General features: G+C 33.9%; 29 protein-coding genes, 3 pseudogenes and 1 riboswitch. Of the genes and pseudogenes, 13 read left to right on the forward strand and 19 right to left on the reverse strand.

Annotated features, from left to right (window positions below):
* A partial coding sequence (locus tag AC1DMU_RS17115) for a SpaA isopeptide-forming pilin-related protein (protein WP_476941537.1) occupies positions 1 to 6,052 on the reverse strand: 6,052 nt, incomplete at its 3' end.
* Positions 6,053 to 6,111: 59 nt separating this feature from the next.
* Positions 6,112 to 6,204: riboswitch (cyclic di-GMP riboswitch) on the reverse strand.
* A gap of 171 nt (positions 6,205 to 6,375) precedes the next feature.
* A complete protein-coding gene (locus AC1DMU_RS17120) occupies positions 6,376 to 6,912 on the reverse strand; it encodes a TetR/AcrR family transcriptional regulator (RefSeq protein WP_060489215.1) in 537 nt (178 codons plus the stop codon).
* A 332-nt stretch (positions 6,913 to 7,244) separates the two neighbouring features.
* Between AC1DMU_RS17120 and AC1DMU_RS17125 the strand changes: the two genes are divergently transcribed.
* Entirely contained in the window at positions 7,245 to 7,628 is a 384-nt protein-coding gene (locus tag AC1DMU_RS17125; RefSeq protein WP_088062349.1) for a hypothetical protein, read from the forward strand.
* Positions 7,629 to 7,694: 66 nt separating this feature from the next.
* Here the strand turns inward: AC1DMU_RS17125 and AC1DMU_RS17130 are convergent, their stop codons facing one another.
* From AC1DMU_RS17130 to AC1DMU_RS17170, 9 genes and pseudogenes are all read right to left on the reverse strand, one after another.
* A complete protein-coding gene (locus tag AC1DMU_RS17130) occupies positions 7,695 to 7,955 on the reverse strand; it encodes a CPCC family cysteine-rich protein (protein WP_088062348.1) in 261 nt (86 codons plus the stop codon).
* Positions 7,952 to 8,393: pseudogene (locus tag AC1DMU_RS17135) on the reverse strand (hypothetical protein). The gene AC1DMU_RS17130 and the pseudogene AC1DMU_RS17135 overlap by 4 nt, the downstream one beginning before the upstream one ends.
* Before the next feature lie 182 nt (positions 8,394 to 8,575).
* On the reverse strand, positions 8,576 to 9,229 hold the full coding sequence (locus tag AC1DMU_RS17140; RefSeq protein WP_088062346.1) for a DUF975 family protein: 654 nt from the start codon (positions 9,227 to 9,229) through the stop codon (positions 8,576 to 8,578).
* Between the two features lie 202 nt (positions 9,230 to 9,431).
* On the reverse strand, positions 9,432 to 10,871 hold the full coding sequence (locus AC1DMU_RS17145; RefSeq protein ID WP_088062344.1) for a PH domain-containing protein: 1,440 nt from the start codon (positions 10,869 to 10,871) through the stop codon (positions 9,432 to 9,434).
* The gene (locus tag AC1DMU_RS17150; protein ID WP_064473050.1) at positions 10,864 to 11,340 is read right to left on the reverse strand and encodes a PH domain-containing protein; all 477 of its coding nucleotides are present in this window, start codon (positions 11,338 to 11,340) and stop codon (positions 10,864 to 10,866) included. Before AC1DMU_RS17150 ends, AC1DMU_RS17145 begins: the two co-directional genes overlap by 8 nt.
* Positions 11,341 to 11,419: 79 nt before the next feature.
* Entirely contained in the window at positions 11,420 to 11,587 is a 168-nt protein-coding gene (locus AC1DMU_RS17155) for a hypothetical protein (protein ID WP_000783808.1), read from the reverse strand.
* A gap of 2 nt (positions 11,588 to 11,589) precedes the next feature.
* Positions 11,590 to 12,171, reverse strand: a complete 582-nt coding sequence (locus AC1DMU_RS17160; RefSeq protein ID WP_097890512.1) for a TetR/AcrR family transcriptional regulator — start codon at positions 12,169 to 12,171, stop codon at positions 11,590 to 11,592.
* A gap of 200 nt (positions 12,172 to 12,371) precedes the next feature.
* Positions 12,372 to 12,668, reverse strand: coding sequence for a hypothetical protein (locus AC1DMU_RS17165; protein ID WP_001137435.1), 297 nt, complete (start codon positions 12,666 to 12,668; stop codon positions 12,372 to 12,374).
* 14 nt (positions 12,669 to 12,682) lie between these two features.
* Entirely contained in the window at positions 12,683 to 13,930 is a 1,248-nt protein-coding gene (locus AC1DMU_RS17170; protein WP_199695145.1) for a lipase family protein, read from the reverse strand.
* 67 nt (positions 13,931 to 13,997) lie between these two features.
* Here AC1DMU_RS17170 and AC1DMU_RS17175 point away from each other — a divergent pair, with 67 nt between their 5' ends.
* On the forward strand, positions 13,998 to 14,321 hold the full coding sequence (locus AC1DMU_RS17175) for a hypothetical protein (protein WP_176546175.1): 324 nt from the start codon (positions 13,998 to 14,000) through the stop codon (positions 14,319 to 14,321).
* Positions 14,322 to 14,385: 64 nt separating this feature from the next.
* Here the strand turns inward: AC1DMU_RS17175 and AC1DMU_RS17180 are convergent.
* Together AC1DMU_RS17180 and AC1DMU_RS17185 are read right to left on the reverse strand one after the other, a co-directional pair.
* Positions 14,386 to 14,578 (reverse strand): annotated as a pseudogene (locus tag AC1DMU_RS17180) (lipase family protein); the annotation flags it as partial.
* The gene (locus AC1DMU_RS17185; protein ID WP_255543204.1) at positions 14,575 to 14,706 is read right to left on the reverse strand and encodes a hypothetical protein; all 132 of its coding nucleotides are present in this window, start codon (positions 14,704 to 14,706) and stop codon (positions 14,575 to 14,577) included. The gene AC1DMU_RS17185 and the pseudogene AC1DMU_RS17180, both read right to left, overlap by 4 nt.
* 115 nt (positions 14,707 to 14,821) lie before the next feature.
* On the opposite strand from AC1DMU_RS17185, the gene AC1DMU_RS17190 reads away from it, so the two are divergent.
* From AC1DMU_RS17190 to AC1DMU_RS17215, 6 genes and pseudogenes are all read left to right on the forward strand, one after another.
* Positions 14,822 to 15,064, forward strand: coding sequence for a hypothetical protein (locus tag AC1DMU_RS17190; RefSeq protein WP_223270640.1), 243 nt, complete (start codon positions 14,822 to 14,824; stop codon positions 15,062 to 15,064).
* Positions 15,065 to 15,307: 243 nt separating this feature from the next.
* A complete protein-coding gene (locus tag AC1DMU_RS17195) occupies positions 15,308 to 15,625 on the forward strand; it encodes a DUF1433 domain-containing protein (protein WP_088062334.1) in 318 nt (105 codons plus the stop codon).
* Positions 15,626 to 15,825: 200 nt separating this feature from the next.
* A pseudogene (locus tag AC1DMU_RS17200) lies at positions 15,826 to 16,071 on the forward strand (DUF1433 domain-containing protein); the annotation flags it as partial.
* 64 nt (positions 16,072 to 16,135) lie between these two features.
* Entirely contained in the window at positions 16,136 to 16,456 is a 321-nt protein-coding gene (locus AC1DMU_RS17205; protein ID WP_088062333.1) for a hypothetical protein, read from the forward strand.
* Positions 16,443 to 16,655, forward strand: coding sequence for a hypothetical protein (locus tag AC1DMU_RS17210; RefSeq protein ID WP_223270639.1), 213 nt, complete (start codon positions 16,443 to 16,445; stop codon positions 16,653 to 16,655). The genes AC1DMU_RS17205 and AC1DMU_RS17210 overlap by 14 nt, the downstream gene beginning before the upstream one ends.
* 554 nt (positions 16,656 to 17,209) lie before the next feature.
* Positions 17,210 to 17,488 (forward strand): hypothetical protein, encoded by a 279-nt coding sequence (locus AC1DMU_RS17215; RefSeq protein WP_088062331.1) that lies wholly within the window; start codon positions 17,210 to 17,212, stop codon positions 17,486 to 17,488.
* 190 nt (positions 17,489 to 17,678) lie between these two features.
* Here the strand turns inward: AC1DMU_RS17215 and ecsC are convergent, their stop codons facing one another.
* Genes ecsC through ecsA form a run of 3 tightly spaced genes read right to left on the reverse strand, consistent with a single transcriptional unit; the run spans position 17,679 to position 20,347 of the window.
* Positions 17,679 to 18,386, reverse strand: coding sequence for an ecs operon protein EcsC (gene ecsC, locus AC1DMU_RS17220; protein WP_000634127.1), 708 nt, complete (start codon positions 18,384 to 18,386; stop codon positions 17,679 to 17,681).
* 13 nt (positions 18,387 to 18,399) lie between these two features.
* Positions 18,400 to 19,611 (reverse strand): ABC transporter permease EcsB, encoded by a 1,212-nt coding sequence (ecsB, locus tag AC1DMU_RS17225; protein ID WP_088062329.1) that lies wholly within the window; start codon positions 19,609 to 19,611, stop codon positions 18,400 to 18,402.
* A complete protein-coding gene (gene ecsA / locus AC1DMU_RS17230; protein ID WP_088062328.1) occupies positions 19,604 to 20,347 on the reverse strand; it encodes an ABC transporter ATP-binding protein EcsA in 744 nt (247 codons plus the stop codon). Before ecsA ends, ecsB begins: the two co-directional genes overlap by 8 nt.
* Before the next feature lie 556 nt (positions 20,348 to 20,903).
* On the opposite strand from ecsA, the gene AC1DMU_RS17235 reads away from it, so the two are divergent.
* The 3 genes from AC1DMU_RS17235 (at position 20,904) to AC1DMU_RS17245 (ending at position 22,741) form a co-directional block, all read left to right on the forward strand.
* Positions 20,904 to 21,338, forward strand: coding sequence for an HIT family protein (locus AC1DMU_RS17235; protein ID WP_001016840.1), 435 nt, complete (start codon positions 20,904 to 20,906; stop codon positions 21,336 to 21,338).
* 184 nt (positions 21,339 to 21,522) lie between these two features.
* Positions 21,523 to 21,885 (forward strand): YtxH domain-containing protein, encoded by a 363-nt coding sequence (locus AC1DMU_RS17240; protein ID WP_087985644.1) that lies wholly within the window; start codon positions 21,523 to 21,525, stop codon positions 21,883 to 21,885.
* A 298-nt stretch (positions 21,886 to 22,183) separates the two neighbouring features.
* Positions 22,184 to 22,741 (forward strand): HTH-type transcriptional regulator Hpr, encoded by a 558-nt coding sequence (locus tag AC1DMU_RS17245; protein ID WP_000834920.1) that lies wholly within the window; start codon positions 22,184 to 22,186, stop codon positions 22,739 to 22,741.
* A 5-nt stretch (positions 22,742 to 22,746) separates the two neighbouring features.
* Here the strand turns inward: AC1DMU_RS17245 and AC1DMU_RS17250 are convergent, their stop codons facing one another.
* Positions 22,747 to 23,082: a DUF1878 family protein gene (locus AC1DMU_RS17250; protein WP_000383652.1), complete on the reverse strand. Its 336-nt coding sequence runs from the start codon at positions 23,080 to 23,082 to the stop codon at positions 22,747 to 22,749.
* Between the two features lie 117 nt (positions 23,083 to 23,199).
* On the opposite strand from AC1DMU_RS17250, the gene AC1DMU_RS17255 reads away from it, so the two are divergent.
* Positions 23,200 to 23,394 carry a hypothetical protein gene (locus AC1DMU_RS17255; RefSeq protein WP_000172690.1) on the forward strand — a complete coding sequence of 65 codons (195 nt, stop codon included), beginning with the start codon at positions 23,200 to 23,202 and terminating at the stop codon, positions 23,392 to 23,394.
* A gap of 30 nt (positions 23,395 to 23,424) precedes the next feature.
* Here AC1DMU_RS17255 and AC1DMU_RS17260 read toward each other — a convergent pair whose 3' ends face one another.
* Entirely contained in the window at positions 23,425 to 23,538 is a 114-nt protein-coding gene (locus AC1DMU_RS17260; protein ID WP_002007073.1) for a hypothetical protein, read from the reverse strand.
* A gap of 279 nt (positions 23,539 to 23,817) precedes the next feature.
* Between AC1DMU_RS17260 and prsA the strand changes: the two genes are divergently transcribed.
* Positions 23,818 to 24,684 (forward strand): peptidylprolyl isomerase PrsA, encoded by an 867-nt coding sequence (gene prsA / locus AC1DMU_RS17265; protein WP_088062326.1) that lies wholly within the window; start codon positions 23,818 to 23,820, stop codon positions 24,682 to 24,684.
* A gap of 76 nt (positions 24,685 to 24,760) precedes the next feature.
* Here prsA and AC1DMU_RS17270 read toward each other — a convergent pair whose 3' ends face one another.
* A complete protein-coding gene (locus tag AC1DMU_RS17270) occupies positions 24,761 to 25,006 on the reverse strand; it encodes a cytoplasmic protein (protein ID WP_087985646.1) in 246 nt (81 codons plus the stop codon).
* Positions 25,007 to 25,035: the final 29 nt, after the last annotated feature.

Consider the following 25,035-nt stretch of genomic DNA (forward strand, 5'->3'; position numbering starts at 1 on the left):
CTGGATCCGTYGTTTCTGGTTTTTCTGGATCCGTCGTTTCTGGTTTTTCTGGATCCGTCGTTTCTGGTTTTTCTGGATCCGTCGTTTCTGGTTTTTCTGGATCCGTCGTTTCTGGTTTTTCTGGATCCGTCGTTTCTGGTTTCTCTGGGCCTGGTGGTGCTAAAGAAGTCAATTTGTTTAATACTTCTAATTGAACTGGACTTATCATTCCTTTTGTAATTTCAAATGGAATTGGATTAGTTAATTTTTCATAACCCTTTGGTGCTTCTACTTCTACAAGTGTGTAGTGACCTACAGATAAGTCTGAGACTTTCGCTTTTCCTTCTTTATCTGTTGTTACTTTCGTTACTACTTTTCCTTTTTCGTCATGAACTTCAAACACTGCCCCTGATAATACATTCTTACTTTCAGCAGCCATTTTTGTAATTTCTACTGAACCTTTGTCTAACTGTTCATTCTCTACTTTTAGTAATAAAACTTCTGTCATACCTTTTTTGATTTCGAATGATACTGGTTCTGTTAGTTTTTTGTAACCTGGTAAACTCTCCGTTTCTACTAATTTGTATTTTCCTACTGATAGATCTGAAACTTTCGCTTTCCCTTCTTTATCTGTTGTTACTTTCGTTACTACTTTTCCTTTTTCATCTTGCACTTCAAAGACTACGCCTTCTAATGCTTTCTGACTGTCTTTATCTACTTTTATAACTTCTACTGAACCTTTATCTAACTGTTCATTCTCTACTTTTAGTGATAAAACTTCTGTCATACCTTTTTTGATTTCGAATGATACTGGCTCTGTTAGTTTTTTGTAGCCTGGTAAATTTTCTACTTCTACTAATTTGTAACTCCCTATAGATAGGTCTGAAATGTTTGCTTTTCCTTCTTTATCTGTTGTTACTTTCGTTATTACTTTGCCTTGTTCATCTTGCACTTCGAAAGTTACGCCCGCTAACACTGTTCCACTGTCTTTATCCACTTTTGTAACTTCTACATTACCTTTGTCTACCCATTCATTCTCTATTTTCAATGATAAGACTTTCGTCATACCTTTTGTAATTTCAAATGATACTGGTTTTTCTAGCTTTTTATAACCTAGTAAACTTTCTACCTCTACTAATTTGTAACTCCCTACAGATAGGTCTGAAATGTTTGCTTTTCCTTCTTTATCTGTTGTCACTTTCGTTACTACTTTTCCTTGCTCATCTTGCACTTCGAAGACTACGCCTTCTAATGCTTTTTGACTGTCTTTATCTACTTTTGTAATTTCTACTGAACCTTTATCTAACTGTTCATTCTCTACTTTTAGTGATAAGACTTCTGTCATACCTTTTTTGATTTCAAATGATACTGGTTTTTCTAACTTTTTATAACCTGGTAAGCTTTCCGTCTCTACTAATTTGTATTTTCCTACTGATAGATCTGAAATGTTTGCTTTTCCTTCTTTATCTGTCGTTACTTTCGTTACTACTTTGCCTGCTTCATCTTGGATTTCAAAGACTACACCTGCCAATGTCTTCTGACTGTCTTTGTCCACTTTTGTAATCTCTACTGAGCCTTTATCTACTTGTTCGTTTTCTACTTTCAGCGATAAAACTTCTGTCATACCTTTTGTAATCTCAAATGATACTGATTCGCTTAGCTTTTTGTAACCTGGTAAGCTTTCCGTCTCTACTAATTTGTATTTTCCTACTGATAGATCTGAAACGTTCGCTTTTCCTTCTTTATCTGTCGTTACTTTCGTTACTACTTTGCCTGCTTCATCTTGGATTTCAAAGACTACACCTGCCAATGCCTTCTGACTGTCTTTGTCCACTTTTGTGATCTCTACTGAACCTTTATCTACTTGTTCGTTTTCTACTTTCAGCGATAAAACTTCTGTCATACCCTTTTTGATTTCAAATGATACTGGTTTTTCTAGCTTTTTATAACCTGGTAAACTTTCTACCTCTACTAACTTATATTTTCCTATGAATAAACCTGAAACGTTTGCTTTTCCTTCTTTGTCTGTCGTTACTTTTGTTACTACTTTCCCTTTTTCATCTTGCACTTCGAAAGTTACACCCGCTAATACTGTGCCACTTTCTTTGTCCACTTTTGTAACTTCTAAAGTACCTTTGTCTACCAATTCATTCTCTATTTTCAATGATAAGACTTTCGTCATACCTTTTTTGATTTCGAATGATACTGGTTTTTCTAGCTTTTTATAACCTAGTAAACTTTCTACCTCTACTAACTTATATGTTCCTATGGATAAACCTGAAACGCTTGCTTTTCCATCCTTGTCTGTCGTTACTTTCGTTACTACTTTTCCTTGCTCATCTTGCACTTCGAAGACTACGCCTTCTAATGCTTTTTGACTGTCTTTATCCACTTTTGTAACTTCTACATTACCCTTGTCTAACATTTCGTTTTCGACTGTTAAAGCAAGAGATTTTGTCATGCCTTTTTCAATTTGGAAAGTAATCGGATCTACTAATTGCTTATATCCTTTTGGTGCTTTCACTTCTACTAACTTATATGTTCCAACTGATAAATTAGTAACTTTTGCTTGTCCTTTTTTATCTGTCGTTATTTTAGCAACTACTTGTCCTGCTTCATCTTGAATATCAAATACTGCATCAGCTAAAGCATCTTTATTTTCTTTGTCTACTTTTGTAATTTCTACATTTCCTGTATCCACTAATTCATTTTCGACTGTTAGCTTTAACGCTGTTACTCTACCCTTTTCAATTTCGAATAAAATTGGTTTTTCAAGTGGTTTGTATCCTGCTGGTGTTTCTACCTCCACCAACTCATACTTCCCAATAGATAAATCTGAAACGTTTGCTTTTCCTTCTTTATCCGTTGTTACTTTTGCAACTACTTTACCTTTTAAATCACGTACTTCAAATACAACATTTTCTAATGGTGCTTTACTATCTTTATCTATTTTTGTTATCTCTACATTCCCTGTATCCACCATTTCATTTTCTACTTTTAATGATAGAACTTCGGTCATGCCTTTTTTGATTTCAAATGATACTGGTTTTTCTAGCTTTTTATAACCTGGTAAACTTTCTACCTCTACTAATTCATACTTTCCTACTGATAAATCTGAAACATTTGCTTTTCCTTCTTTATCTGTCGTTACTTTTTTAACTTCGTTACCTTTCTCATCTTGGACAACGAACGTTACTCCCACCAACGGTGCTTTATTATCTTTATCTATCTTTGTTATCTCTATATTTCCCGTATCTACCATTTCATTTTCTATTTTTAATGATAAGACCTCGGTCATGCCTTTTGTAATTTCAAACGATACCGGCTCTATTAATTTCTTATAACCTGGTAAACTTTCTTTTTCTACTAATTTATACTTTCCTACTGATAAATCATCAATTGTTGCTTTTCCATCTTTATCTGTTGTTACTTCTTTTACTACTTTATCTTTTTCATCTCGTACTTCGAAGACTACGCCTTTTAATGCTTTCTGGCTGTCTTTATCTACTTTTGTGATTTCTACTGAACCTTTATCTAACTGTTCATTCTCTACTTTTAATAATAGGACTTTCGTCATACCTTTTGTAATTTCAAATGACACTGGCTCTGTTAGTTTCTTATAACCTGGTAAGCTTTTCGTCTCTACTAATTTGTACTTTCCTACTGAAAGATCTGAAACGTTTGCTTTTCCTTCTTTATCTGTTGTTACCTCTTTGACTACTTTATCTTTTTCATCTCGTACTTCGAAAACTACGCCTTTTAATGCTTTCTGGCTATCTTTATCCACTTTTGTAATTTCTACTGAACCGTTTTCTAACTGTTCATTCTCTACTTTTAATGATAGGACTTTCGTCATACCTTTTGTAATTTCAAACGATACTGGCTCTGTTAGTTTCTTGTAACCTGGTAAGCTTTTCGTCTCTACTAATTTGTACTTTCCTACTGAAAGATCTGAAACGTTTGCCTTTCCTTCTTTATCCGTCGTTACTTTTCTTACTACTTCACCTTTCTCATCTTGGACTTCAAATTCGACACCCGCTAATACTGAACCGTTTTCTTTGTCCACCTTTGTAATTTCTACATTACCTTTGTCTGTCATTGCATTTTCTACTGTTATCGGGAATATACCGTCCCCTGTTACATTTACTTCGAATTCTGTTTCTTTTAATTGGTATCCTTCAGGCGCTTTCGTTTCTTTTAAAATATATTTTCCTGGCGCTAACGGTTTAGAAATTGCCTTACCATCTTTATCTGTAATAATATGCTCAACTACTACACCGTCTTTTACTATATCAAACTCTGCATTTGCTAATGGTTTTTCACCATTTTCTGAATCAATTTTCTTTAATTCAATTTGACCCTTTTGCAAAGTATTTTTAATTTCAATTGCTTTTGTTTCTCCAGCTTGAAGTGTAACCTCTACCGGACTTGTTAATTTTTGATATCCCTCAGGTGCTACTTTTTCATAAACTTTATACGTCCCAGGAGCTAAAGTTTGAGGTACTGAAAAGCCGTTTTCGTCCGTTATCAGTTTTGCAACAACTTCATTTGCACTATTTCGAACTTCAAATTCGGCACCTTTTAACCCTTTGTTCGGATTCTCAGCATCTATTTTATGAATCGATACTGTACCTTCTTTTGGAGCTTCAGGCGGTGTAACATTTACTTCTTTCGATGTTAATGTTTTATCATCAAAATGTAATTCTGCCTTATTAGGAATCTTCTTATCTACGTAAGAAGATAAGTCTGCATTAGCTTTAATTTTCGCCTTAATACTAAGGTTAATTATCTGGTCTTCATATGACTTATAGTCAAAACTCTCACCGAACGTAAATGTTACTTCACTTTTTTGTTTATCTATCTTTAGTGTTCCTTTAGAAGTAATATCTTGGCCATTTTGATCATACACTTTTGCCTCTAATACTTCTAATACATCTTCTAAATCATCACTAATTACCATAGATGTGTATTTAGGAGGATCGTTTGGTATATGTGTACCAACTTGATATTGAATAGGTTGATCCATTTGCGCTAACTGCTGATTCTCTACAAGCTTACCACTCTCATCAACTATATTCTTTTCAATACTAGGTGGATGATCGTCGCCTGAACCAGTTCCTCCCCCACCACTTACGAATACTTCTCCTACTTTTTCTTCAGTTTTAATATTTTTGCCTTCTAATTTCACTGTATTTTTATGAGGCTTTGCAGCGGGATTGGTAATCTTTGTTTTATATCTTAAAATATAACCTTTTGAACTGTCTGGAAATTCAATTGTAAATCCAGTTTTCGTTGCATTGATTTTAATTTTAGATAAATCTGCTGGCTTAATATTTGTTGGTGCATAGCCATCTTCAAATACAGCCTCTTCTAATACTAAGCTATCTGTAATTAATTCATGCCCAGGTCCTAATGTGTCTGTTAATTTAAGATCTTGCATTTCTGTTCCAGTTGCATTTACATATACAAGCCAATCAGCAATGGATGGATCTTCTTGATTATAAGAACCCCATTTCAATAGATTATCTGTATTGGGATGTGGCTTCGGTCTCTCTGTCGTATTATTTACACTTACTTCTTTATTTACGATTTGACCATCAACGTTAAATTCTAATGGAATTTCTTTGACACCATCATATGCTTCTAGCCCAAAGTAGAATTCTACGAATAAAGAACCTTTAACGTTATTCTTTCCTTCTACGTAATCACCCATAGTACATGTCAATAGACCTTTTTTCATCTCACATGTACCAACTGTTTTTCCTTCAGCATCTTTTAAAGGAAAACTCATATTCATAAGATCTTTTCTAAATTCTTTTGGCATATCAATTGTGAATTGATCTCCACTTTTTATTTTTTCTTTAGCTGACCACTTCACTTCTACTTTCATGCCATCTGAGGCTTGATATGGTTCAGACGTTGTACCATCAGTACGGGAGATATTAATCTCGTCCACTGGATTTTTTATCACAGCGGCTTGAATAACTGGAGCCCACACATTTAGCACTGAAAATAATACTAGAAAAACTAATGAAACCATCGAAATATGCCTCTTAGTACTTTTCATTTGCATAATTCCCTCCTATTTTTTATATTTATATAACAAAAAAAGACCGTCCGGTTGCATCAAAAATGTGCAACCAGACGATCTTAGTAACCAATATGTATTACCGTAGACTCTAAGCTTTGCGGCCTATCCTTTCGAATAGTGTGCTAAAAATATTTTTTATTCTTTTTTTGTTTCATTTTCCTCTTAAACCAAATATTACTATACCGTCTGGACGGTTATAATTCAATACTCTATGAAATTGTTCTATTTTTCTAATAAAAAAAACAATTCACCAGTGCATTAAATAAGCAATGGTGAATTGTTTTACATTATATAGTTCATATATTCTATTTATATGAATTAAAAATAAGAGCTTGAATCACTTTTTCTCTTAATTCGGGGCTTAGTCTTCCAACCCCTAAATATTCCGAATACCATAATCCATCTGCCGCTAATCTAATAATTGTGGCACAAACTGAATCTATCTCATCATTTTCTATTTTATTTTGCAGTTGCTGAAATGATTGTTTTAACGGTTCAAGTAATTCAGGCTTTAGCATTAATGCTGCCATCATACTACTACCCAGCTCTTCTACTCTTCCCTCATTACTTAATCTTTCCTCTACAAAAGAACGTACCCACCTTCCTTTCTTCTCTAAGTCCTCCGCTACTTTATTGTGAATAGCGTCTTGATACTCCTCCGTCCCTTTGAGTATCATGCCCTCTATTAAAGCTTCTTTAGTTGAAAAGTGATACAACAATCCACCTTTACTTATCCCCGCCTCTTTTGCTACCGCTTCTAAGGTTAACTTAGCAACCCCTTTACATTGCACAATTTGAGAAGCGGCTGCTAAAATTTTTTGCCTTGTTATACTTATACTCATTCCTTTTTAAAACCCCCATTTCTACTAAATTTATATAAATATGTATCTTATTTTTAATATCGCTGAGTAATAATAAATATTTTCTTTATACCACAAAGGCTTCATTACCTTTGAATTGTTCGTTGCTTCTTCTATTAAAAATTTCCATATCATTCAATATGATAACATCAAATACTCACAATTGACTATACATCTATACATTTATATTCGTTGAAAATATATCCATAAACATGAAATGCATACAAATTGATTATCCTTATATATTTAATCTATAATTCAAAGAGGTTTATATGTTCATAAAAATAAAGTGAACTTTTATAAGGATGATTCCATTGAAAAAATTTTCTATTAGTTATTTAATATGCTTACTGGTTTTTTCTATCATTGTGAACGTTTTACAGTATACACTAGTTCCAAATTATGCGGATTCATGGGGACCGATTTGGGTATCTATTATTATGTTTTTAATTCTTGGAAGCATTCCTGTTCTTATCGGTTGTTTATTAGGTGAATTTTGTTATAGAAAAATAAAAGGAAGTCACGAATTAAAGATCGGTATTCCTTTATTTATACTGTTAGGTATTTCCTACAATCATTTATTCTTTATGTGGTTTAATGACAGAGATTTTCTATCCTTTTATTTAGAAGCTTTTCTGGATACTGGCCTTCCTATTACTGTATCATCTTTACTATTTTATCTTATAAGACGGCGTTAATTCTTTCATCATTGCATAAAAAAAATGTTATTACTCCTGATAAATTGAGTAATAACATTTTACTTACTAAATTTGCTTCCAACTAGCGTCCTTCACATCTTCACTATTTGGCTTTCTAACTGATCCAACAAAACATTCCTCGCAAGCACCCAATGTAATGAAATTTTTCTGTGCTTGTCTTAACGAAACTTCATTCGCCCCGCCTTCAAAGTCAGGATCGTTAAACTGGACCTCATCATCTTCCCAATAACATATATTACAAATTTCATATGTACCTGGTGGTTCTTCTATTGTTCTATACCCGCAGCACGGACAAGTGTATTTCATTCTGTCACTCCATTATTAACTTGTTTTTTCCGATATATTCCGGCCCACAAAGAATGTAACAGCGCAAATCATAGTTATTCCCATGAAAAAAATATTAGAATCTTCATATGTAGTTGGAATCCCAACTGTTACTGAAACAATACTACAAGCTAAAAGTAAATATAATAATAAAGATATAATATAGCTTATTTTAAATCGTAAAATGATACCTCTAAACAATAATTCCCCAAGTAGACAGCCACCTAAAATGATAGGTACTCCGAAATATAATGTAAGGACTCCCATTTGCGCAGTAGATTGAATTATCTTTCCAATTATGTTTGGCGAAGTCATCTCATCATTTTTTCCTATCCTATCATATAAATCAAGTGCCGTTACTGAAATAAAGAAACTTAATATAGAAAATGAATACGGAATTAAAAACTTGCTCACTCTCATTCACCTCGCTTTTTTGTTTCACATATATTATTCATTATTTTTACATGAAAAAATAGCCCTCTATCCTAAAACATAGAGGGCAGAATTTTTATATAAAAACCTATACCTTATCCTGAAGTGCTCCCCATAAACAGAACATCTAAACTATCTGTGCCCTATATTCTTTAAGGGACAGGTGGTTATTAGAAATTAGTGTCTTCTTTTTTATAATATTCTTTTGAAATCTCTTCATAAAATGCAGCTGATGTCGTGTAGAAATATGGTACTAACCATAAGAAACCGATTCCTAAAGTAAGAATACTTAAAATGAACCAACCTAAGAAGCTTAAGCATAATAAAAAGTAATCCATTTTATGTCCATTCATCATACGACGACTTTCAGTAATCGCTTGATTCGCTGTATATTCTGGATGATCATTCAAAATAAAATATGTCATAGAATAAGAAAATGATTTAATAATACCTGGAATAATAAGAAGTAATGTCCATAGAATCAAGTACACATTCATTAGTAAATATGTTAAAAACGATTTCATAAACTTACTTCCATCGTTAAACCATCTAAATATATGACCAATACGAGCATTAGTCCCGCGAATTACATTTAAAACAAAATAAGAAGCACCCACTGTTAACGGACCGATAATAAACATTGCAATAATAGTTACCGTAAGCGACTCATTTGCTTCTTCCCAACCCCAAAATATCGAGAAAATACCTGTGGTTAGCATTTCAACAGCTCCAATAAGGATTCCGACTAATAAGGTTGCCCCTACCGCTAATCCCCATTTTCCTTTTAATGCATCAAGTGCTTCTCTTTTTAACTGACTTATCATATATAGCCTCCTAATACTTTTTCTATATTAGTATACCATTCATATCAAAAATTCCACAGATTTTCCTGAAAATAGAAGCATACTACCTTTTTTGATATGTATTGATATATGTGCGCTGTAGCTTTACTAATATATGAATTAAGTCACTCATTTTCCTATAATAAAAAAAGCCTGCCTTTCATAATAGGCAAGCTTTTTCAAGTTAATTCTCACTCATTCTCTTCTTATACCAATCCTGCATTCTCTCCGCATCTTCTACTCTCGTATGCTCTAATTTATAATCCGATGATGCGTTAGAGAATTTGTACGTACATAGATTTGCACGGCGCTGGAAATAGGATTGTGTCTTTTCCATTGATTGGACGTGCCTTCTTCTAACAAGCCCTGTATATTTGCCGACGCTGCGATATACAAGCGTAATTTGCTCTCCATTTACACTGTAGCCATTTGTTTTAAATGTTGCGTATCCAAGTGTAAAGATGAGGATCGCGAGCGGAATCAATGCCCACATGATGAAGTGCTTTTCAAAGTATATACTTATTCCAATAAGCGGGATTGCTAGCATTGCGAAGAATATAAAACTATCAATTAAGTAACGACGTAATGCTACTTTTGGTAATGAAATAATGTTTGTATTCAGTTCGTATGGTAATTGTAAATGTGCGAGTAACTGTTGTACGCGATCTTTTCGAATGATAGGATGCAGTGTAACTTTTTCTTTCTCGTCACCCAGTCCTTTACCTTGAATCACTTCTACTTGTACAGCACAATAACCGAATGGCTGACGTAAAATACTTTCTTTTATCGTAATACCTTGAATGCGGTGCAATTTTAGGACGAGTTCTTTTTTCTCAAGTAATCCTTGCGAAATGCGGACTTCATCATTTCTTCGATTCACTGTGAAATCTCCATGTTTTAGCGCATAACCGATTGTCGATATAATCCATGAAAGGACAATCAAACTAGCTATCATGAAAATCCAGCCATATATATCATGTTCCATTACATACGACTTGACGCCATTCTCTATCCATTTCGGAATGTACTCATCTACTTGGTGATACACGAAAAAGATTAATGAGAATAATAGTCCAAACTGACCAGATGTAACAGACGCTAGCAAAATTTCTTTCCAAGTTAATTTATATTCAGTCGCTTGTTTTTCTTCTGTAACGATTTCTTTTTCTACTACTTCTTCTGATGTTTCTTCTGCGTTCACTTCTGGAGTTGGATCATTTAGCATTGCAATAAGCTCTGTTGCTTCTTCTACTGTAATACCAGCTAAGCTTACTTCTGCATCGTCGCCTCCCCCTGCTGTTTCAATTTGAATCTTTTTTAAGCGAAGCATTTGATATAACACGTTAGAACTTGTATTAATCGTTTGAACACGTTCTTTATTTAAGTAGCTCTCCTTCTTCACAAAGAGCCCTTGTTTTACGTGTAATACGTTATTTTCAACCCAATACGTTGTGTAATACCATTTTTCAAACGCTGAAAAAACAGTGAGTAAACCGAATGCAGCGGGAATTAAATACCAAAACGGGAATTTTCCATTTAAGCTAAACATGAAAATAATGAGTGGTATAAAGTCTGTTATTTTTAATTCTAATAACATCGTGATTGGATGCTGTCTCTTATACATCCTCATCACTCACTTTCGCTAATTCTGCGATTTTCGTTTTCAACATTTCTGCTTCATACATCGTTAAGCCTGGGATGCTATGAGAAGTTGCTGCTGTTGAAATGTGCAATTCTGCTAAGCCATATTTCCTCATAATCGGACCTTGTTCAATCGTCACGTGCTGTACACGAATCATCGGTACTAATACGCGCTTTACGACGAAAAGACCGTGCTGAATTTCAAGTTCTTCTTCATTTAATTGATAACTGTAATAACGTTGACGAAGTTTTGGGAATACGAAGTACTCCAATGGTGCTAGTGCAACCGTTAACCCAATTAACACGTACAAAATCCACGCCCACCAATCAAACTTTATCATGAGGAAAAGGTAAGCTAAAATGACGAGAATACCGATTCCTTCTTCAATTACAGCACGAACTTTCCACACCTTGACCATGTCAGGGTTAATTTCATTTTTCAATGGATCCATGTAACCACTCCAAATCTAGTAATCTAATATACGAATACTCTCAATCTATATTTTACATAACTTTACATAAAATTGAAATTTAATCTTCTTTCTTCTCAGGAATAAAATATCCGAACCAAAGTAGCCAAATGAAGCCAATTAACTTCATCCAACTTCCATCTGCTTGAAAAGCTTCAATCATACCTGGAATTTTATAAATCCCAATAAATCCGAGAAAACCGAGCCACCAGTTTTTTTGCATTTTCACTTTTATTCCTCCTTCAAGACGTTTTTCACATTTCGAATCCAAATTTCTTTATACTTTAACTGGAATCCCATTAACATGTAATTACTCATATTATCGATTACGAGCGCTAACGTATGAGCATTTTCTTCCGTTGCCTGTTGTGACACAACGTCAAGTTCCACACCTTTCTTCAATAAATCGTGGAAACCATTTAAGAAATCTTCTTGTATTTCAAATAAGCGTTTCTGATACTTTTCATTTCGCGATGCAGTTACGATGAATTCATTTATAACGCGTAATATTCCTTCTTGCCCTTCATATTCAGAAAGCATATGTAAACCATCGGCAATTAACTTTTCTGCAAAGTTTTCTTTCGTATATTGTTCTTTATCGAAATAACTCACGAAATGATACCCAGAAAAAATTTCTTCAAATAAAAAATCGACTAACGCTTCTTTAGAAGAAAAATGATAATAAATAGCCGGTTTTGAAATACCTACCTCTTTCGCGATCATGGAAAGACTCATCTTCTCAATGCCGTGCTCTGCCATAAGTTTAAATGATGCCTCTACAATGTTTTGCGATGTTTGTAAATTCTTTGTCATACTGTACCTCACTTATTTTTACTTACCGGTCGGTAAATAAATTGTAAAATAAAAAATCATCATTTGCAAGTTTGATTCAAAACTGTATATTACTTTTCAATCTACATTATGGATCTAGGATCATATTCCTTAATAATGACTACAATAACCTTTAATCCAGTTAAACTACAAAAAGCACCTTTGTGAGTGCTTCTTGTAATTTAATATTTAGGACCCATATAATCATAGCTTTGGTCCAGCGCTTTTAATAAATCAATCGCACCCTTTAACTCTCTTTTATCAGACTCTAATTCTTCCATCCTTCTTTCGATATCTTTTTTAAAAGATTCTAAATCGCTAATAGCCTTCTTCCCCACTCCAAGTTGCGACCAGCTTGATAAGAGTAAATTATGTACATTACTTACAACTCTTTTATTATGATTTAAGTCTTGAATCATATGGTCAAATTGTTGTAAAGCTTGGTTCAATGCTTCTTCATTTAAGTAAATTCTCGGCATCCTAATCTTCTCCCTTAATATTGTTGATCCGTCTTCTTATAATCATCGGCTTTCTTCTCAATAAAATCTGAAATTTCCGTTGCTGTTCGTATGTACCAAAAACTTAAATGCTCTACATGTGCACGTATATTATTTACTTTAGCTTCTACCCGTCTACTTTCAGCCGTTTCTAATAGTGTCATCATATTAGAAATTAACCTCGGTACTCTATCTTGAAATTCTTGTGCGTTTCGCTTCATATCTCTTACGGCTTGTTCTAAATTCTCTACCACTACACGAATTTCTCCCCCGCCTAATAACGCGCCTGGTGAATCATAAACTCTTTCATTCGTGTCTACATTTAACAAGTATTTATTGGATAAAGACCCATTCTCTCCAAACCGGAAGTTCTGATCTGTTTGATAATGATAACCAGGGCCACTTATCGAATTCAAAAATCGAGTAACATCCATCCCAAGCTTTTGCTGTAATGATAGCTTTGACATTTCTTCTTTCGAAATTGGTGGGGTTACCGCATAAGTAGAGCCTATATGACTTTCATATGCACCAAATGGTCCATAGCCAATTGAATCATTTCCGTGAACAACACTTACAATTCTATTATTAAACTCACCATTATTTGCTCTTTCTTGTAAATCAGGCGGTAACAAATGTTTTGCACTCGGCGCATTCCATGACATACATCTTACATTATCATTAGATGCCGCTGCATATTCCGCTAAAGCTCCCCCTAACGAATGACCCGTCGTATATATCTCCACATCATCCCTGTCCTTGTATGTATCCGTTACTTGTTTCATGACCCTTTCAGCTTGTTCGAATTGATTATGTGTTTCCCAGCGCTGATTCTCTTCATTCCAATATTTCTTTGAACCTTCATTCTCAGTCCCTGCTACAGGAGGTGCTGCTGGTTCATGAACACCTTCTCGTAATACAAAATGATTAGTATCCGTTTTTAAATCCTTCATACCTTCCCCTGGCTTCATCGGAATGCCTAAAGAGTTTTTCTCTATAATTTTGTCCCCTTCTGTACCTCGGAAAGCTACCATAACTTGCTTTTTCCCATCGACATCTCGTTCAAAGGCTACTGCATCCATTCCGGTTTGTTTGTCGTGGAACGTCTCGCTTACTTCCCATTTTTGTAAAGGATTACCTTTGTTGTCGGTGACCTCAATACTGTTTCCTAACTTCTCATCACCACGATAAGCAAACCTTGACATTTGATAATAACTAGAATCTAAAACTTTATCATTTTCATTCAAAACATTTCCCCTCCCAGATAATTTAATATATTCTAAATATAGAATAACATTAATGGAGGGATTTTGATTGAAAAAATATGGTATAAGATTATTCATTATCCTTACACTTATACTTTTAGGGGGATGCAGTATGAATAATAAAACAAATGAAGAAAAAGAAATAGTAGCAAAGGCAGAAGAGATAACCATTAAATATTTTAAAGAAAGAGAGGAGCTAGATGTAGTAATTACAGGACATGAGTTCTCCCCCAATGATTTTCAAACTGTTTTTATAGATGGACATGTTAAAGGAGATGAAAGCAAAACGTTTGGAGTAGGTGTAGAATATGGGGGTGGAGAGTATAATATAAGTTCTAGATCATACTCTAAAAATCTAAAATTAAAAGAATAATTATTAGACACTCACTAGAGTGTCTTTTTTACGTAAAATATTTTAGCATATAAATTTTTTTATTAACAAAATGATTTGTATCTGTTTTTAAATCCCTCATACCTTCCCTAGCTTCATCGGAACGCCTAAAGAGTTTTTCTTTATAATTTTATCCCCTTCTGTTCCTCGGAAAGCTACCATAACTTGCTTTTCCCCATTCACATCTAATAAAAAGACTACTGCGCCCATTCCGGTTTATCGTGGAATGTTTCTCCTACTTTTCATGTCTGTAAAACTTTTTTTGATCTATATAATCCTTTATCTCATAATTTTCACCTAAATTATTCCTACAAGCTCCCTTTGCCAAATCATAATAAGTTTGATCTAAAACTGCACTTTCTTTCATTCTTTTACCCCTATAATAAATAGTTTATTATTAGAAGAGGGTGATTTTTTTGAAAAAAAAGGGATTTTTGTTAATAGTAATTATAATAATACTTTTTATTGGAGGGTTGATGTATATGAACAAACAAAAAAATGATGAAGAAATAGCATTAAAAGAAAAAGCAACAAAGATCGCAATCCAACATTTTAAAGAGGATAAAAAACTAGATGTTACAGTGACAAAAGTCGAATTCGGCCCTGCAGATTTTGGAGTAATTTTTGTATCGGGTCATGTAACCAATAATCCAAATCGTAAAATAACTGCAGATATAAATTATAAAGATAAATATAAGGTTGAAAGTATTAGTTATGATGAGTGAAATTAATATAAAAATACAATATATTTTTGTTGGGAATTTATATTAATTCTAATTATTTCATGTGCATATAAGCTAGGATGACTATTCAATAAGCCTAACTCCCAACATTAAAAATTTAAAACTTAAAAACTAATAACCTTTTTACTTTAGAGTCCCGTTTCTTTATACCCAGCCACAACATATTCTGTGGATATACAATTTAGTGAAGAGGAATATAACGCAACATTCATGGAGTGATTATTCTTGAAAAAATATGCTATAAGATTATTCTTTACTTTCACACTTATCCTTTTAGGAGGATGTACTATAGATCAAAAAAATACTGAACAACAAATCGTTAATAAAGCAACAGAAGAAACCATTCAGTATTTCAAAGAAAAAGAGAATTTAGAAGTGACTATTACAAATCATAGATTTCCTTCTAATGATATCGAAACTATTTTTATAACGGGTCATATCAAAGATGATACAAATAAGAAATTTACTACTTCAATTGATTATAAAGATGATTATCACATCGGTTCCATTTCCACATCTGAAGGTTTTGATTTAAAACACTAAATCTAACGGTTTCACTTCAACATAACTATTTAAGTTTGTTTCTTTAATTCAGGAGTATTCCTTATAAGAAAGAAAACTAAAAAGCACCCGCTACCAGAAAAAGTGAGTGCTTTTTTCACTAAAAACATTCCTTCTATCACGATATTTTATATAATCAAGATGCCATCATTGGAGGATAAATATGGATATTAAAATAATAAAATAAGGAACAACAAATCGTTAATAAGGCTAAAGAAGAAACTCTTAAATACTTCAAGGAGGAGGAAAACGTAGATGTAACTATTACTAAACATAAATTCACTCCAAATGATCTTCAAACAATTTTTATATCTGGTTATGTAACGGATGACAAAAACAAAGAATTTAGTGTTGCAGTTGAATACGCTAATAACTATCATATCAGTACCATTTCAACCACCAAAAATTTCGAACTAAAATACGATTAGTTCACGATTTGTTTTATATTATTTCTTTATAAAAAATAATATAAAGAAATTTCAGGAGATACATATGGATCAATCAAAAAAGAAAAGGATTATAATTTTAATCATTGTAACAGTTATAATTTTTGCCATAGGCTGTACTGCATCCTTTATTCACGATAGAAATATAACAAAAGAAAGAGCTGCTGAAGCTGCTATACAACATATAAAAACAAAAGAAAATATAGATGTTATAGTAACTAAAGTCGATATTAAATCCGCTTTTCAAGGGGGGGTTATTGAGGTTAGAGGATATGCGGAAAATGATAAAAAAAGAAAGTTTTATGTCACAGTAAGCAAAAAACAAAATTATTCTATCATGGGTTGGAATTTAGATGATTCTCAATAAGAAACAAAATATTTTCATATTATTATCCGTAATAATTATGATGTTAATCATAGGTTATATAGCAAAGTTTATTCATGACCAAAATGCTGCAAAAGAAAAGGCTGCTGAAGTTGCAATAGAAACTATGAAAAAAGAAAAAAATAGATTTTGTGGTAACCGATGTAAAAATTCAACAATTAGAACTTGCGGGCTTTATTAGAGTTAGAGGGTATGATAAAAACAATAACCAAAAAAAACTTTACGTTGTAATAAATAAATCCCAAAATTATGAAGTTGCATATTGGGGCGACGAATAAAGTAAAATTTTTATCAGTGGGGGTTTTGTTCGTCCCCACCTAACTTCTGTGCTCCAGACGAATTTGGGGCGAGATAAGATTATAATGAACGCCTAAATAAACCCATACCACCAAAAACACTCATAGATTGTATCTATAAGTGTTTTTTGCATCCCTTAAGTACAGTCGAGAAACATACAAACTATTAAAAAACGTAAGGACACCTAGTACATCAAATGTGTCCGCATCATAAAGCAAACTCCGAAAAGCAATAACAATTTATTTTGATGCAACTATTTATAAAATTATGTAATGATACAGAACTAGGTATTTCAATAGCTTCCCAAGTTTCTTTATGATTCCAAACTTATTCTTGATAAACGAACAAGAAATTCACCACTAACCGTATTACTTATATTTCCCTCTCCTTAAAAATAATTTATAGTATTAATTACAAGATAATTCCAGGAGGGATTGTATGAGGGAATTAAAAAAGAAAAACATCATAATTTTAATCATGATCACAATTATAACTTTAACTATAGGATGTACACTAAAAATTATGCATGATAGAAATATAGAAAAAGAAAAAGCTGCTACAGCTGCCATAGAACATATGAAGAAAAAAGAAAATATTGATGTTATAGTGACTAAAGTTGATATTAAACCTGCCGCTAGTGGTGGTATGATTCGAGTTTCTGGTCATGTAAAAGACCAGAAAAACAGAAATTTCTTTGTTTCAATTATTAAACGTTAAAATTATTCAGTTGTTGGATGGGAATTAGATCATCTAGAGTCATAATTACCTTATTACATGTCAACTACCTCCACTACTAATTTCAGCCTAAAACACTGAAAAGACAATCTGAATTATACCTTCTTCTTTTGATGCATTAATCATTAAAACAAAAAAGCATCCTAAATCACACATTTAGGATGCTTTCTTTTTAATTCCTATTCAGCAATCGCATACGATAACAATTCATCGTTACTTCCCCAAGTCTTTGCAGTAATTGATAGTTCGCATACGCGCCGACCGGGGCACCGATTATTGGTACGAGCTGAAGCATTTTTGCTAAATCGATATAGTCTCGGTACTCTGTTTGGAACTTTTCCCAGTCCATATGGTTTTCTTCTTCTGTATCCCACGTTTCGATGGCTTTCCATATTTCTTTTCGGTGGTCGTCACTTGAAAAGGCAAGTTGGAAAACGTGAAGGATAAAAAGGCGCTCTTCTTTGTCGCTCGTATCAAATCCGTACAATGTTGCTGCATCGAATAAAAATTTAATTTTAATGCCGAGTAAAAGCGGAAAGTCAGCAAGGCCAAGGAGAATACCGCCTGCTCCCGTCCCCGCTCCTTCTGCCGCTGCTATTTTTTTGTACTCATCCATTTTTTTACGTACTTCGTCGTCTCTTCTTTGCAATGACCAGTTCGTCTCTTTTAATTTCGGCTTTATAAAGTTTGATCCGGCACTAATCGTTTGCACCATCATCCGAATCGTTTCTGTTAATACTTTTTGCACTTTCGCCGGAATAAGCTGTTGTACTTTCGTCTGCACTTTCTTAGAGAACCGTGTCATCATAGAAGAATCTTTCATGAATGTAGCTTTCCACTGCTCCAATTCTTTTATAACCTTCTCTTCGTATGTAATCATAGGTTCATTCCCTTCAATTTAAACGCTCAATACGTTTCGCCCCGTATTGATAAACGAAACCGATACTAAATACTATGCTTACGACTAATAAAATGCCCGTCATCATGAAATCTTTCGTCGCAAGGGCGAATATAACTGTAAATATCACGCTACCGATAATAAGGATTGCATTTAATAAAGTAAGAAAATCTTTCTTCTTCTCTTCTCCCCCGACCGGATACAAATCAAGCCAAATCTTCATGCGGTGATGCTTCCATAAAGTTAAGAGCTGATAACCGATTAAGTATAGGAAGATAAGGCTTACGATAAATCGTCCATATAAAAACGGAATGAAGTAAAGAATAACTCCTCCAAGAGCGAGCAGGCGCACATACAAGCCGAAATAGTTACCAGATCGTAAAAACGTTCTCGTATATAAGTATAAATAGGTACGTTTTTCACCAATCATCGAAAGAATGAAATCGAGCCATTTTCTCCGTGCTACTCTTTCTTTTAATGCCGGTACATCAACGAACATATTCGCTATGCGATACAGCAGCATCATCTTCTTACCTTCTTCAGAAATTAAATACTCCCAGTTTAGCGGCTTTCCCTTCACCATTTGATGCAGTACTACAAGGTATAACATCATGAGAAGGACGATTCCGCCAATAAACATAACGGAAGTACGCTCTACAAGGAAATAAACAAATAAGCCGTTTAAAATAAAACGAATGAACCAATCAGCTCTTTGTATATTTTGATCTGTTAAAAATGACTTTTCCCATGCTACGAATAAGTTCCACGCTTTTACGATAACAAACGCGAGTACAATCCATATGTAAGCCGCTCCTGTTTGTTTCATTTGCTGGAAGTATAACGGGGCTAGTGCTGCCGCTACGATGGCGATTATGTATAACTGAATCATAAACGTAAAGAGAAATGCCTTTGTGAAATAAGGTTTTAACTTTTCTTCCACTGGCAGTAAGTAAACGAGATCTGCTTCTTTTAATAACGTTTGTATCGATCCGGCCGTTAATACAAGTCCAAGCAACACTGCCATAACGAGTGCTGTCGGAAACGACGGTGTTAGCGTTTGTAACCACTGCTGGTAATAATACGCTCCTGCGCCGATGATAAATACAAAAATAAATTTCAAATGATCATTAAATACGTATTTACTATATGTACGAACTTCTTTTAGAAAGTGACGAAATCGTTCTTTCCATAATGCTGTGCTATTCATAATCTTCTTCCTTCGTTAATGCAATATAAATATCATCTAACGTTGCACCCGGCATATTAAACTGTGATTGTAGTTCAGCTAATGTTCCCTTCGCTCTTACTTCACCTTGATGCAGAATAATGAACGAATCACAATAACGCTCTGCTGTCGCTAAAATGTGTGTACTCATTAAGATTCCTGCACCGCTTTTTTTCATGTGATCCATCATTTGAAGAAGTGATTGAATCGCTAACGGATCAAGCCCTACGAAAGGTTCGTCCACAATGTAAAGAGATGGTTCCACTAAAAACGCACTCATAATCATTACTTTTTGTTTCATCCCTTTTGAGAAATGAGACGGAAACCATTTCAAACGATTTTTCATGCGAAATTCTTGTAATAGTTGTCCTACACGTTCTTCATATTGTTTTTCATCGACACCGTACGCCATCGCTGTTAGCTTCAAATGTTCTTCTAGCGTTAGCTCATCATATAATACTGGTGTTTCTGGGATGAACGAAAAGCTAGAACGGTACGCTGTCATATCATCACGAATTGTTTTCCCATTAATTGTGACAGTTCCTTTTTTCGGTTCCATTAAACCGATAATATGTTTAATCGTCGTACTTTTACCAGCTCCATTTAAACCAATTAAGCCGACAAGTTCGCCTTTATTAACAGAGAACGAAACATCTTTTAGTACAGGGCGCTTCGTATATCCTCCTGTAACATTTTCTACACGCAATAACTCGCTCATACGACACCACTTTCTTCATTAGTATTTTCTATATTCATCTTACCAAAAATGGCGCTGTACTACATAGTATCGATGTCTTAAAAAAATTTTAAATTTGTTAGCATATATTTTTACGAAAGCGGACATCATAATTAGTGAAGAAGGAACACATTGAAAAAGCGACCACCAATTGATGAGTACAACAACATAGTTAAGTCATCATGAAATGGGGTGTCCATGTTGGACAAAGAAATTTACACATAACCAGATCATTTGTTTCATTTTAGAAACGGGGTGTCTCCGAAAGAGCATATACTGTTTTAAAAAATAAACAATTTCCTTTTATAAAGATTGCAATTCATTTCACTTGAAAATGGGGTGTCTACGGCAGAAACTTTAGCCGATTTACCGTGCATTTCTTAAATAAATGAGGTGTCTGCGAAACGTAAATTACGATAATGCTTTTTCAATCCCTCTTCAGAAAACAGGAAGCTGAGTCAGCTTCCTGTTTTTCGTGTTTGTTCTCTTATATAATTATGGTAAAATACGGCTAAGGCTACTTGAAAGGATGAGATCAATGAATCATACAGCAGATAATTGTATTTTTTGTAAAATTATTGACGGGCAAATCCCTTGCTCAAAAGTATACGAAGATGAACATGTGCTTGCATTTTTAGATATTAGTCAAGTAACAAAAGGACATACCCTTGTTATTCCAAAAGTTCACAAACAAGACATTTTTGCATTAACGCCCGAAATCGCATCACACATTTTTTCTGTCGTTCCGAAAATCGCAAATGCGATTAAAGCAGAGTTTAACCCAGTTGGCTTTAACCTACTTAACAATAACGGTGAAAAAGCTGGACAAACTGTGTTCCACTTCCACCTTCATTTAATTCCACGCTACGGTGAAAACGATGGTTTCGGTGCTGTTTGGAAATCACATCAAAATGAATACACAATGGAAAATTTACAGAACATCGCAAGTACAATTGCAAATAGTGTGAAATAGTGACACTATAATAAGAAGTAATACATAACAAGCCACTTTCCTAACGTGATTAAATATTGCAAGGCTTGTTTCTTCACTCAAGATGCCAGGGAACGTGCACCGCACAATTTTCTTTCCCTTATCTTAAAGATATGCATATTTTTCACATCATGAATACGAACAAAAAATAAGGAGGTTTCCTTTTATGTCAAAAGCTAAATCCTTTATTACAGGTGTCATTTGCGGTGGAGCAGTTGCTGGACTAGCCGTTCTTTTCTCTACTCCTTCTTCTGGCAAAGCTATGCGCGGTAAGTTAAAAGAAAAAGGAAATGATATTAAAAAGACTTTAGCTGATATTACAGCTGATACAAAATTATTAAAACGTCAAATCGTTGAAACTGCTTCAGAAGGTAAAGAAGTGTTTCAAGAATTAAAAGACGATATGCACGATACGATTTCTAACTGGAAGCAAGACATTTCTCAAAACAAACGCCATATTGAGAAAGAGATTTTGGACATTCAAAAATCAATTGAGAAACTACAAGAAGCTGTTCCGGAAAAGGCGTAAACAAATTCCTGCTTAGTTTTTTGCATATAACAAATATTTTTTATATAAATCGACCTTAACACGGCATATCACACAGATATGCCGTGTTTTTATGCATTTACAATATATGTTATCACTTAACATGTAAGGACAACACATGTATTCACGACTCATAAAACGCTTCCATAGTTATGCATGATTTGTATAGAATGTCATTTTTCCGAAAAATTTTCACAATTCTCACAAAAAGACTTTATTAATTTTTACTTTACTGGCATAATAGATAGTAATGAAAAAGAATGTTAAAGTGGGTGAGTAAATGAAAAGTGGAGAAAAAGATTACTCGGTAAAAGAAGCGATGATTTTCAGCCAACGCATTGCTCAATTATCGAAAGCGTTATGGAAATGTGTAGAGAAAGATTGGCAACAGTGGATTAAGCCTTACGATTTAAACATTAATGAGCATCATATTTTGTCAATCGCTTATCATTTAAAAGGGGCTTCTATTTCTGAGATTGCTAAGTTTGGAGTTATGCACGTATCAACGGCGTTTAACTTCTCGAAAAAGCTGGAAGAACGCGGCTATCTTGTATTCTCAAAAAAAGAAGATGATAAACGAAATACGTACATTGAGATTACAGACAAAGGGGAAGAATTACTACTTCGCTTAATGGAGGAGTATGATCCTGAAAATAACTCTGTATTTAATGGGGCTCTTGCACTTCGTAATTTCTATGGTAAGTTCCCAGAAAATATCGAACTTATCGCTATCTTGCGCAACATTTACGGACAAGACTTCATCGATATTTTTGAGAAATCATTAGAGAATATTGAGGAGAATTTTACGGAATCCGATCAGAAGTTAGTTAAGAAGTAATCTATTTATTGTTTCGCAATCATGCTTAAGAATTCATTCATAAGCGGCTTAAATAAACCTTGTTTTGCTAGCGCTTCCGCAGTTTCGTGTACTTCGAGCTGATGTGGAAGCGCTTTTTCAAATTGATCTAACAGCGCATCGAACAAAAGAAGCCCTTCTGCTTTCTCCACTACATATTGCTCGTTCAATATTTCACAAAGATTTAGTATACGTTCAATATCTTTTTTACGAGCTTTTTTCTTTATGATCAAAGAATAAAATGGACACTTTTCTTCATCAATCATTTTAAATAGTAGGTCTACGTAGTATTCAGCTTGTTCTAATCTTCTAACAACGTCCATTTTCTCCCTCTCTTTCTAACACAAAGTCTTCTATTTCTGAATTTTATAACACGAACAAAATATCGTATGATACAATATATAAAGTATATGTATTTTACCAAAAGGAGGTCTCGCCTCATGACACTTATAACAGTTGTTTTTGTCGCATTCGCACTTCTTGTTATATTTTACACGAATTTCATGACACATACACTGTGTGAACGAAAACAAATAGCTGCGAGCCGCCAACCCGGTGTCTTTCGGGTTATTAATGTATGTATAACAATTTTATTAATTTCTAGTTATATAGAAATTATATTTCATGGAAAGTGAGGAAGGAAGCCCCTTCCTCACTTTTTTCCTCTATAAGCAAATTATACCTACTATAACCAATAAAATAAACAGTACAAGTAATAAAATAAGTTGAGAATTCATCCCCATCCCCTCCTCTTTTCTGTATATGCGGCATGCGCCCAATATGGAACACCTTCAAAATCTGACACGCACTGGTTAAATTTTCTTTATCAATATGAAATCGAGTCGAAATATGATATATTAAATTTTGTACATATTGCTTATACTATGAAATAAATGACACGCATCTTAACTTTATCCTCAGCCTCGGTAAGCCCTGTTAAGCGCGCTTTACCAATATACAAAGCAAAAGTATCAGTGAGACTTAATCGGGCTCTTATGAACTAAAATTCATTGGTGTAGGATAAATTAAAAATACATAATAGTAGGAGTGTTTATCGAATGAAGAAAGCTATGCTTGCCTTAGCCGCAACAAGTGTAATCGCATTATCAGCATGTGGAACAGGATCATCATCAGACAAAATCGTTACATCTAAAGCTGGTGACATTACAAAAGACGAGTTCTACAATCAAATGAAGACACAAGCTGGTAAACAAGTACTAAACAACATGGTTATGGAAAAAGTACTTATTAAAAACTACAAAGTTGAAGACAAAGAAGTAGACAAAAAGTTCGATGAAATGAAAAAACAATACGGTGATCAATTCGATACACTATTAAAACAACAAGGTATTAAAGAAGAAACTTTAAAAACTGGTGTGCGTGCTCAATTAGCTCAAGAAAAAGCTATCGAGAAAACAATCACTGATAAAGAATTAAAAGATAACTACAAGCCTGAAGTTAAAGCAAGCCACATTCTTGTAAAAGATGAAGCGACTGCGAAAAAAGTTAAAGAGGAACTTGGACAAGGTAAATCTTTCGAAGAGTTAGCGAAACAATACTCTGAAGATACTGGTTCAAAAGAAAAAGGTGGCGACTTAGGATTCTTCGAACATGGTAAAATGGTTAAAGAATTCGAAGATGCTGCTTATAAACTGAAAAAAGATGAAGTAAGCGAACCTGTAAAAACACAATTCGGTTACCACATCATTAAAGTTACAGACATTAAAGAGCCAGAAAAATCATTCGAGCAATCAAAAGCTGACCTGAAAAAAGAGTTAGTTGCGAAGAAAGCACAAGACGCTGAATTCATGAACGATCTTATGATGAAAGAAATCAAAAAAGCTGACGTAAAAGTTGAAGATAAAGATTTAAAAGATCTTTTCAAAGAGCAAAAAGCTGACGCTAAGAAAGACGAAAAGAAATAATGAAAAGCTCGGGATTAGCCCGAGCTTTTTTATGTATCCTCTTCATTAACGAAAGTTGATTTTGTCATTCATTTAACTAAAACCATCTTTTATGCATTTCACTTAAAAACGTTTCTTTTATTTTAAATCCAGAACTTTCTCCGATAATAGAATCAATCCCGCAATGCGGACAAACTGCTGTGTTATCATCATCCCACCACTCTGTAATTTTTTCTGGATGGAAAATTTCTAAACAATAGAAACAACCACATATAACATCCTTTTCTAAGTGCTTTCTATTACAAGAACAAAAACGATGTGCTTCCTCAAAATATTTTTCCATCAGTATCCCCCTATTCCCGATTTTCTCCT

The sequence above is a fragment of the Bacillus sp. 01N45 genome (assembly GCF_056399205.1).